The sequence below is a fragment of the Synechococcus sp. R3-13 genome, assembly GCF_047462195.1.
In the GTDB taxonomy this organism is placed as follows: domain Bacteria; phylum Cyanobacteriota; class Cyanobacteriia; order Thermostichales; family Thermostichaceae; genus Thermostichus.
Genome location: NZ_JANSIO010000271.1, coordinates 1 through 10,032, shown reverse-complemented (window position 1 = coordinate 10,032; position 10,032 = coordinate 1). Strand labels below are relative to the sequence as shown.

General features: G+C 55.9%; 7 protein-coding genes and 1 pseudogene. 7 read left to right on the top strand and 1 reads right to left on the bottom strand.

Translation table 11 applies throughout. The features are described 5' to 3' along the window. The first annotated feature begins 456 nt into the window (after nt 1-456). From NW856_RS08500 to NW856_RS08490, 3 genes are all read left to right on the top strand, one after another. Nucleotides 457-1,461 (top strand): cytochrome c oxidase subunit II, encoded by a 1,005-nt coding sequence (locus NW856_RS08500; protein ID WP_414399827.1) that lies wholly within the window; start codon nt 457-459, stop codon nt 1,459-1,461. Between the two features lie 77 nt (nt 1,462-1,538). Then, nucleotides 1,539-3,245, top strand: coding sequence for a cytochrome c oxidase subunit I (ctaD, locus tag NW856_RS08495; protein ID WP_414399826.1), 1,707 nt, complete (start codon nt 1,539-1,541; stop codon nt 3,243-3,245). A 118-nt stretch (nt 3,246-3,363) separates the two neighbouring features. Continuing rightward, entirely contained in the window at nt 3,364-3,975 is a 612-nt protein-coding gene (locus NW856_RS08490; protein ID WP_414399825.1) for a cytochrome c oxidase subunit 3, read from the top strand. 64 nt (nt 3,976-4,039) lie between these two features. Here the strand turns inward: NW856_RS08490 and holA are convergent, their stop codons facing one another. Continuing rightward, complete coding sequence (gene holA, locus NW856_RS08485) at nt 4,040-5,107, bottom strand: DNA polymerase III subunit delta (RefSeq protein ID WP_414399824.1); 1,068 nt, start codon at nt 5,105-5,107, stop codon at nt 4,040-4,042. 943 nt (nt 5,108-6,050) lie between these two features. Here holA and NW856_RS08480 point away from each other — a divergent pair. The 4 genes and pseudogenes from NW856_RS08480 to NW856_RS08465 form a co-directional block, all read left to right on the top strand. Then, complete coding sequence (locus NW856_RS08480; RefSeq protein ID WP_414399823.1) at nt 6,051-7,466, top strand: IctB family putative bicarbonate transporter; 1,416 nt, start codon at nt 6,051-6,053, stop codon at nt 7,464-7,466. Between the two features lie 150 nt (nt 7,467-7,616). Continuing rightward, nucleotides 7,617-7,955: a P-II family nitrogen regulator gene (locus NW856_RS08475; protein ID WP_011430352.1), complete on the top strand. Its 339-nt coding sequence runs from the start codon at nt 7,617-7,619 to the stop codon at nt 7,953-7,955. 154 nt (nt 7,956-8,109) lie between these two features. After that, nucleotides 8,110-9,522, top strand: coding sequence for an ammonium transporter (locus NW856_RS08470; RefSeq protein ID WP_414399822.1), 1,413 nt, complete (start codon nt 8,110-8,112; stop codon nt 9,520-9,522). A gap of 303 nt (nt 9,523-9,825) precedes the next feature. Then, nucleotides 9,826-10,032, top strand: a pseudogene (locus NW856_RS08465) (hypothetical protein); the annotation flags it as partial.

Genomic DNA, 10,032 nt, shown 5'->3' with positions numbered 1-10,032 from the left:
ACTTATAGCTCCCCGCGCCCCTCCTTTGTTAAAGAGAGAAAACCTGTCCAAACCAGCCCAATTGCGGGGTTATCCCACCCTACCTCAGTCTGCGGGCAACAAGAACCTCTGTTTGGAGAGATGGCCCTCAACCAGAGCCGGCCTTCAGTGCAGTACCGCCCTTACACAGGTCTGCCGAAAATCTCGGAACCAAAGCTCTGTCTCGCCGCTGCTCACCCAGGAAGATCCTGAAGAGATCCATAAGTCTACACAACTTTCTTTCCCCCGCGAACTAGTATTTGATAGCGGTGGGAAGTTCGTGCACAGCGGATCGGGCTCCATAGGCAAAAATTTTGTAAGCCCTGTAAGCAATGTAAACAAAAACAAAAAACGGCAACAGTAGAAAACGTAGTCTGCAAACGCTGTGGGCGGATTGTCTGCTAGGGTAGATGCTCTCTGTATTGGGGAAAAGCAGTCGTGAGTGCGATTAGCAACATCATCTTGGTGGGTATGGGGATCCTCCTGACCCTTGCCAGCCTTTGGTACGGGCAAAACCACCATCTGCTTCCCGAATCTGCTGCCGAATCAGCCCCCTTGTTCGACAGCCTCTTTAACAGCACCATAACCATTGCCACAGGGATCTTTTTGGTGGTACAGGGTGTACTTCTCTACTGTATTGTCCGCTACCGCAAGCGGCGAGGCGACAAAGGCGACGGGGATCCCAGTCACGGCAACGTGCTGTTGGAGATCGTGTGGACGGCGGTGCCGGCGGTGATCATTCTTTGGTTAGGCTTGGCCAGCCTAGATGTCTATCAAGCTGTTTACGGGGGTGCTCACGTCGGCGGCCATATCCACGCAGCCATGGCGATGGAGTCTTCCCACGAAGCTGAGGCGGGGGATCCCGGCTACGCCTACACGCCTGCGGTGCTACCCGGGAAGGAGATGGGCCAGCCGGATCTGGTCGTTCAAGTTCAGGGCATGCAATATGCTTGGATGTTCACCTACCCGGATTCCGGCCTGGTGGCCAGCGAGCTGCACCTTCCTCTGAACAAGCGGGTGCGCTTGGATATGACGGCTCTGGATGTGAACCATGCCTTCTGGGTACCGCAATTTCGCCTGAAGCAGGATGTCATCCCTGGCCGAGAAACCCACCTGGAGTTTGTGCCCACTCAACTGGGGCAGTACCCCATCATCTGCGCAGAGCTGTGCGGCCCCTATCATGGGGTGATGGCAGGGCAATTGTTTGTGGATACGCCGGAAGACTTCGAGCGCTGGCAGCAGGAGCAAGTTTTGGCCGCCCGTGGCGAGGGCAGCACCTTGGCCCTCGTTTCAGATTTCTCGCCAGTCCATCCCTCTCCTCGGCCAGGCTCCCCTGAGGCCGAGTCTGCCTTTGCCCATGTCCACCACCAGCGTTTGGGCGTCTCCCCCTCAGATTTGAAGTCTCTCCAGTCCCATTCTGGATCCCTTCCTTCCGCAGGCTAGCCGGGATCCCCAACATCCCTTTGGCCTGCGCTTTTGAGAACACCATTCCGCCGACGCGACACGGGAGCTTTTTGGCAATGACCCAGCTACAAGACAATCCGAGACTTGTTACTGCACCGAAGGTTGAACTGGAACTTCCTGCTGAGCCTTGGTGGCGCTTCTTTACTTTTTCCACCGATCACAAGGTAATCGGGATCCAGTACTTGGTGACCACCTTTTTCTTCTACTTGGTGGGAGGGGCGCTGGCGACGGCAGTACGGGCAGAGCTGGCTACTCCAGAGGCCGACTTTCTCGGCTTTGAGCGGTACAACGGTGCCTTTACCCTGCACGCCACGATCATGATCTTTTTGTGGATCGTGCCTGCTTTGGTGGGGGGCTTTGGCAACTACCTGGTACCGCTGATGATCGGGGCGCGGGATATGGCCTTCCCCAAGCTGAATGCAGTGGCCTTTTGGCTGGTTCCGCCCACAGGGATCCTGCTTTTGGCCAGCCTGTTCATAGAGGCTCCGGCTGCCGGCTGGACTTCCTACCCCCCCCTCAGCTTGATCAGCGGCAAGGTGGGGGAAGAACTCTGGATCCTGAGCATTTTGTTGGCAGGAACCTCTTCCATCCTGGCGGCGGTTAACTTCATCACCACCATTCTGAAGATGCGCATGCCCGGCATGAAGATGGAAGACATGCCGCTGTTTTGCTGGGCCATGCTGGCAGCATCTATTCTTACCCTCATTGCAACACCGGTTTTGGCCGGTGCGTTGATCTTGCTCAGCTTTGACCTGTTGGCGGGCACGGCCTTTTTTAACCCCAGCGGCGGCGGGGATCCGGTGGTCTACCAGCACATGTTCTGGTTCTACTCCCACCCGGCGGTGTACATCATGATCTTGCCAGTCTTTGGCATGATCTCCGAGATTTTGCCGGTGCATGCCCGCAAGCCCATCTTTGCTTACAAGGCCATCGCCTACTCCAGCTTGGCCATCTGCTTTTTGGGGTTGATCGTCTGGGCGCACCACATGTTCACCAGCGGCACCCCTGACTGGATGCGGGTGTTCTTCATGATCGCCACCATGGCCATTGCCGTTCCCACTGGGATCAAGGTGTTTAGCTGGCTGGCCACTTTGTGGGGCGGCAAAATCCACTTCCGCTCGGCCATGCTGTTTGGCATGGGCTTTGTCTCGATGTTCGTGATCGGCGGCTTGAGCGGGATTATCCTCGCCTCGGTGCCTCTGGATATCCACGTTCACGACACCTACTTTGTGGTAGCCCACCTGCACTATGTGTTGTTTGGCGGCAGCGTCTTTGGGATCTATGCCGGTATCTACCATTGGTTCCCCAAGATGACGGGGCGCATGTTGAATGAGTTTTGGGGACGGGTACATTTTGTGCTGACCTTCGTCGGCTTCAACATCTGCTTTCTGCCGATGCACAAGCTGGGCCTGATGGGGATGCCCCGCCGGGTGGCCCAGTACGATCCCCAATTTGCCGACCTCAACTGGATCAGCTCGGTGGGGGCCTTTGTTCTGGCCATTTCCACCCTGCCCTTTTTGGTTAACGCCATCTACTCCTGGGTGGCCGGGCCAAAAGCTGGGGATAATCCTTGGCAGGCCCTGACACTGGAGTGGACAACTTCTTCTCCCCCGCCCCATCACAACTTTTATGGGGATCCCATTTTGCTGACCGGCCCCTATGACTACGGTTTGCACAGCAAGGAGACGCTGGACTACTTTGCTGCTCAGTTGCAGAGCGTGCGGGAGCTGGCACTGGCGGAAGCGGAGCCTACTTCTTCTTAGCAGGCCGGATGCCCGGTGGGCGGCTGATCCCCTGCTCACTGGGTATTCCAGTCTTGGCTGGGCTGCTTGTACAGCCTCAAGAAGTCTCAGGAATTCAGGAATTTAGGTGGAAAGGAATATGCAAGGATCCCTTGCCTCTGAAACGCTGATGGTTGGCCACTCAAGGGCCCACACTGCCCATGCTGAGCACCCAGATCATCGCGTCTTTGGCATCTTGATGTTTTTGGTGGCAGAAGGCTGTCTTTTCCTAGGGCTGTTCATGGCCTACCTGGCCTATAGCCTCACCGCCCCGGTGTGGCCGCCGGAGGGAACCCCAGAGCGGGAATTGCTTTTGCCTGGGATCAACACGGTGATTTTGCTCTCCAGCAGCTTCGTCATTCACAAAGCTGGGTCGGCCATCAAGGTCAATGATGTCAAGGGCCTGCGACTGTGGTTTGCCCTCACAGCCCTGATGGGGGCGGTTTTCCTGGCAGGGCAACTCTATGAGTACAGCAACCTGGAGTTTGGCCTCACCACCAATTTGTTTGCCAGCACCTTCTATGTTTTAACGGGGTTTCATGGTCTTCACGTGCTGGCAGGGTTGCTGTTTATTCTGGCGGTGCTCTGGCGCTCCTTTAAACCCGGCCACTACAGCGCTCAACATCATTTTGGCGTCGAAGCTGCCGAGATCTACTGGCACTTTGTGGATGGGGTTTGGATCGTGTTGTTTATCTTGCTCTATTTGCTCTGAGGTTGTCTCGAAGCCATTTTGGCAGCAACCCGTAGAGCCATTTCAGCTCTGCCCCATGGTTACCTCAAGTGGCAGTGGAGCGGCTCGCTGGGCCAATGGTTCCCCTCTCCCCAAGAAGAGCGGCGGCTGAGGTCTGAGAGCGGCTGCGGGAAGATGAGCCTTTCTGGAGAAAGGCCACAATCTGGATCAGCGCCTCTTGAAACACCTCTCGCTCTGGCTGACCTTGCTTGAGCTGGTATTCCAGTTGCAAAAGTTGCTGCATCATCCTTAGCAGAGCTGAGCTTTCCAGGGATCCCACCTCTTTTTGCAGAAAGTAAACCCGGTTGGGATTCCCGATTTCTGCTTTCTGGGCGATGACTTTGGGATCCCGTTCTCCCTGATCCAGCAGCAGCCGCACCCATAGCCAGGTGCGAAATTGGCCTACCAACACCGCCAGAATCCTCAGGGCCGGCTCGTTGTGATCCAGCAGATGGGTCAAGATGCGTAGGGCTTGTTCCAGATTCCCTTTGCGCAGGGATCCCGCCAATTGAAAGCTGTTGTAGGCGCTGGCGGGAACTAACGCCTCGACTTGTTCAGGAGAAATGGGATCCTGTTGGCCTGCCGTAAACAGGGCCAGCTTTTCCAATTCCATCGCTAAGCGACGGGAGTCATTGCCCACCGCCTCGGCCAATTTCTGGGCGGCTGCCGGGCTGAGGGCCAGATCCCGTTGTTCAGCTTCCCGCTGCACCTGCTGGAGAATGCCCTCTTCATCCCAAGGGGCCAGTTGCGAAAACTCGCGGACAATGGCCGTTTTTTTGAGGATTTTGGTGGATTTCAGGCGCCCATCCGGTTTGCTGCTGGTGGTCAAGAGCAAATGGGTGGTGGGGGGCAACTGGGCCAGTGTGCGCTCCACTTCTTCCCACAGATCTTCCGGGCAATGTTGGGTGAGTGTTGTCTCTTCCAGCCAAACCAAGCGGGCGTTGGATCCCAGCGGCGGGGTCATGGCTTGGTTGAGCCCGGCAATCGTGGATTCCGGCGGCAGGCGATCGTAGTTAAAAGCTGCCCAGTGGGGATCCAGCACTTGGTCGCGCAACTGCTGCACCGCCTGCATCAGGCGATAGGTGTCATCTCCCCAGTACAGGTAAACGGGCACGCTTCGACCGAGTGATTTACGAGATGCTTTTCCCCTACTTCCTCCATTTTGCGTAGGTCAGTTCCCCTTGTCTAAGCGGTTTGGCTGGGATCCCTGCTCAACTTGGTGGAGGGAGTCAGTCCAAGTGAAGATACCGAGCCCAGCTTGACTCAAGTTGTTTAAGAATAGGTCAAGTACTCGCCCTGTCTGGCGAAAACAAAGGCATCTTTACATAACTTTCATAATCCAGAAGTCTCCCCAGCTCAAAAAGTTCTGTATTCCCACTGAAGAGGTTTCGTAGACCTTCTCCTACAGTTGAATTAGGAGCAGAGACTGCAGGGTTAAAGATTATGGATGGCATTGGCGAGTTTGAGTTTAAGGTGCAAATCTTAGCCCGTTGCATGGGATCTGCCCTAGGGCTGGGCCGCCCCACTCGTGTTCAGATTCACTATTCCAACTCCAATTCCCAGAACGCAGTTAGAGCCAAGGAAGGTTGGTCTGGATCCCGCTTAGGCGATCAAATCCCTTCTCCTAATGCCGAAGGTGAAAGAGGATCTCAAGGTCAAGTGTTAGCCTGTGTTGCCTGAAGAATCTTTTGAGAATCGGTCTGTGGTAGGTCAGGAGATCTTCGATTGCGGCAATCCAACATTTGATTGAAGATTGAGATAGAGCTTTTTGTAGTTTTTCCTGCTGTTCTTCTTTGCTTTTTACAGAGACTTGTTCTTAAGATTGAAAACCGAACTTTGATAACTCTTCGATGCCTTTTGTCTTGTAGAGTCTTGTGAGTCAGCCAGTTCTTTGTTTTTGTTGAGGGGTACTTTGTCCGGCTGGCGCGATAAGAAGTTGCGCTCTTCTTCGTTGTCTCTTTGCCTCTGGGGATATAGACTAAAGCTTTGTCCCGCTGGTGAAACCAGTAGGATGACTTGAGGTGTGGGGATTTGGGCCCAACACGCCCCAGAGGATTATGGAACGAGCAACGCAACGGTGGCACGGTTTTCTGCTGCGCGACTTTCCCATCAAGGCTTGGCAGCAGGGGAGCCTTTTGGGTCGTCTATTGGGATCCCTGCAGAGTTGGGGGAAAAGCAGCGTATTGGTGCAGACTTCCGACCGCATCGGCCTGGGGCTGGTACTGCTTTACTGGGTTTTCTCTGCGCAAAGCTCCACCGGCATCCTGGGCCTGATTTTGCTGGCTATGGCCGCTCTGGTGGGCCTGGGCACTTTGGTGGAAACGCCGATTGGGCTGCCGCTGCATCTGCCCCTGGGCCTTTTCTGGGGAATTGCCACCTTGGCAACGATTCTCTCTCCGGTTGCCTACGCAGCACGGGATGGCTGGCTGAAGTTGACTCTCTACCTGGCTGGTTATCTGTTGTTGCATCGTCTGCTGCGCAAACCCCAATTCCGAGATGGGATTGTGGGATCCCTGCTTTTGGTCAGCTTGGTGATGGGGGTCTACGGCCTGCGGCAATACTTTTATGGGGCAGCAGAACTGGCCACCTGGGTGGATCCGGAGTCGGGCTTGGCAGGTCTGACGCGGGTGTACAGCTATCTGCGCAACCCAAATCTGTACGGGGGCTACTTGATCCCGGTCATTCCCCTGGGGCTGGCCGCCACTTGGATTTGGCCCAGTTGGGGGGCGAAACTCCTGGCCGGGTTTACGACGGCGGTGAACCTGATTTGCCTGTTGCTCACCTACAGTCGCGGTGCCTGGATTGGGGGGCTGGCCATGCTCACCCTGATGGCCGTGCTGTTGGCACAGTGGCATTCTGTCGATTTGCCAGCCCGCTGGCGGCGTTGGGCCTTGCCGGCCCTGTTGGGCGGAGGGGGGGCTGCTCTGTTGCTCGGGATCCTGACGGTACGCTCCCTGCGGCTGCGGGTGCAGAGCCTTTTTTGGGGGCGGTTGGATACCAGCAACAACTTTCGCCTCAATGTCTGGGCGGCGGTGCTGGAGATGATCCGCGACTTTCCCATCTTGGGGATCGGCCCCGGCAATGTTGCCTTTAACCGCGTCTATCCCCTCTACCAACGAGGCAACTTCAGCGCCCTTGGAGCCTATTCAGTGCCGCTGCAGCTCACCGTAGAGACTGGCTTCATCGGATCTTTAACTTTCGCCTGGTTTCTCTTGGTGCTCTGGGATCACGGCTGGAGATGCTGGAAAACTTTGCTCAACTTGCGGGATCCCCAGGGTCTATGGGTGGCAGCAGGCTTGGCCGCTTGCACCGGCATGATGGCCCACGGCTTGGTGGATACCATCTGGTATCGTCCCCAGGTACAAATGCTGTGGTGGCTTGCGGTAGCGCTTATTACAGCCAGCTTGGCCTCTCTCAGCCCTCAGCCGCTTACAGATGCTGGTGAGACGCCAGTGGGGACTTCCTCCCGTTAAGGTAGCTTAAGCTTGGCCTTCCGGTCTTGACGGGAGCAAATCCAGAGTGGTAAGCATCTTCAGTAGGAGATAAAAATGTATCTGTTTTTACAATTTGCAGGTGTCAGTAGTGTTAGAAATTAGCGGAATTATCCGGGGTGCAGGAGGCAAATGAAAAAAATCGAGGCCGTAATCCGGCCATTCAAGTTGGATGAGGTCAAAATTGCTTTGGTCAATGCCGGGATTGTCGGCATGACTGTAAGTGAAGTGCGGGGCTTTGGTCGCCAAAAGGGACAAACCGAGCGTTACCGGGGATCCGAGTACACGGTAGAGTTCCTACAAAAGCTGAAAGTGGAGATCGTGGTTGAAGATGACCTGGTGGATACGGTGGTGGAGAAGCTGATTGCAGCGGCTCGCACCGGCGAAATCGGGGATGGCAAGATTTTCATCAGCCCCGTCGAAAAAACCATCCGCATCCGAACTGGCGAGCTCAACCAAGATGCCCTATGAGAAGGAATCACGTTCAGGGTTTGGGTTGCCCGGCCTGAGCCTCGTGTGAGTTTGCTTCATGTCTCTTTTGCTGTATATCTGATGAGGTGTTCTTGCCCTACTTTTCGGGTAATGTGTTGCGAGAAGTACTGTCACTTTAGGTGAGTCGAAAAGCATGAGTACGACAATGATCCAAAAGCTCAAGAGCCAGGTGCCCCAGTGGCTTTGGCGACCGGCCAAGTGGAGTCTGACTGCCGCTCTAATGGCTGCGCTGGTTTTTCTATTCGGCCAGGGAACTGCCTTTGCTCAAGAGGCCGAGGAAGTTCAGAAACACGCTGACGTTGTTTGGACGATCGTGTCGGCGGCCTTGGTGTTCTTCATGCAGGCAGGGTTCGCCATGGTGGAGACGGGCTTTACCCGCGCCAAGAATGCCGCCAACATCATGATGAAGAACTTGATGGACTTCTGCATGGGCTGTTGCGCCTTCTGGTTCATCGGGTTTGGCCTCATGTTCGGCAAAAGTGCTGGCTTCTTCGGCACTGACTGGTTTGCTTTTGGCTGGCAGCAGGCTTACGAGGCAGATGGCTGGCCCTTTACTTTCTTTGTCTTCCAGATGGTGTTTGCCGCCACTGCCGCCACCATTGTTTCCGGAGCGATGGCGGAGCGCACCAAGTTCTTGGCCTACTTGATCTACTCCGTCGTTATTTCTGGGCTAATCTACCCCATCTCTGGGGGTTGGGCCTGGAACGGGCTGTTCGGCGACTACAACGGCGGCACAGCCGGCTGGCTGGAAAATCTGGGCTACATCGACTACGCCGGGTCGGGGGTGGTGCATTTGGTAGGCGGCGCTGCGGCCTTGGCAGGCGCCATTGTGCTCGGCCCTCGCATTGGCAAGTACGGCCCCAATGGAGAGCCGCGGGCTATTCCCGGCCACAACCTGCCGCTGGGGATGTTGGGGGTGTTTATCCTCGCCTTGGGCTGGATCGGGTTTAATGCCGGTTCCACCACTGCAGCCTCTGTCGATATTGGCTGGATTGCCATGAATACGTTGCTAGCCGCGTCAGCGGGGGCCATTGGGGCGACAATCACCTGCTGGGTGCATTTTGGCAAGCCAGACATGACCTTTGGCGCCAACGGGGTGCTGGCGGGCTTGGTGGGGATCACTGCCCCTTGCGATAGCGTCCATCCTTTGGGTGCTCTGATCATCGGCTCGGTGGCCGGGATTCTGGTGGTGATTTCGGTGGTGATCCTGGATACGGTGCTGAAAATTGATGACCCGGTGGGCGCGATTTCGGTACACGGCACCTGTGGTATCTGGGGGGTGTTGGCAGCAGGGATCCCCTTCTTTGCCAATGCCAACTATGCTGAAGAGGTCACCTGGGCCCAATTTGGGGTACAAGTGGTGGGCGCTCTGGCCTACTTCCTCTGGCCCTTTATTACCTGCTTGATCCTGTTCTTTATCCTCAAGGCTGTAACCGGCCTGCGCACCAGCGCCGAGGAAGAGATCGCCGGTTTGGATGTGGGCGAGCATGGCAACGTGGCCTACCCCGACTTCGTTACTGCTGCCACCGATTCGGAGCAATCTTGAGCCGTTGTGCTCGGTCTGACCTGGGGTTGCCGGATCGGAGCATTGCTGAACTGAGCATCAAAAGGGAGGGTCAGGGCTGGCCCTCTCTTTTATGGCTTGCTAATGTATTTGGTGGCATTGGTGTAGGTGGTTACGGGTAGGAGGGGAGAAATAGCTCAAAATCGAGGTGTGGGACTTGGAATCGAGATGAAAAGTCAGATAGGTGAGACTGTTTTCTCTCGTCTTCGGCAGGGGATCCTTTTGGGTTTGAGGACAGGGGGGAAAGTCCTGCTGGGGGTTGGAGCTTTGCTGGGGTTGGGAAGTTTGGTTGCCCCGCCTGCTCTGGCCCAGACGGATCTCACGGCTCTGGAACAGGCTCTCCCACCCGAGGCTTGGGCTGAGCTACAAACCTTACTGAAAACTCAGCAATACCATGCCGACATCGTCTGGACAACGGTGGCCGGGGCGCTGGTGTTTTTCATGCAGGCGGGCTTTGCCATGGTGGAGGCGGGCTTCACGCGGGCTAAAAAT

What these genes read in the sequence shown, in the direction of transcription:
- ctaD (WP_414399826.1), top strand. Translation starts at nt 1,539, where the DNA reads ATGACCCAGCTACAAGACAATCCGAGACTTGTTACTGCACCGAAGGTT.
- NW856_RS08490 (WP_414399825.1), top strand. Translation starts at nt 3,364, where the DNA reads ATGCAAGGATCCCTTGCCTCTGAAACGCTGATGGTTGGCCACTCAAGG.
- NW856_RS08480 (WP_414399823.1), top strand. Translation starts at nt 6,051, where the DNA reads ATGGAACGAGCAACGCAACGGTGGCACGGTTTTCTGCTGCGCGACTTT.
- NW856_RS08475 (WP_011430352.1), top strand. Translation starts at nt 7,617, where the DNA reads ATGAAAAAAATCGAGGCCGTAATCCGGCCATTCAAGTTGGATGAGGTC.
- NW856_RS08470 (WP_414399822.1), top strand. Translation starts at nt 8,110, where the DNA reads ATGAGTACGACAATGATCCAAAAGCTCAAGAGCCAGGTGCCCCAGTGG.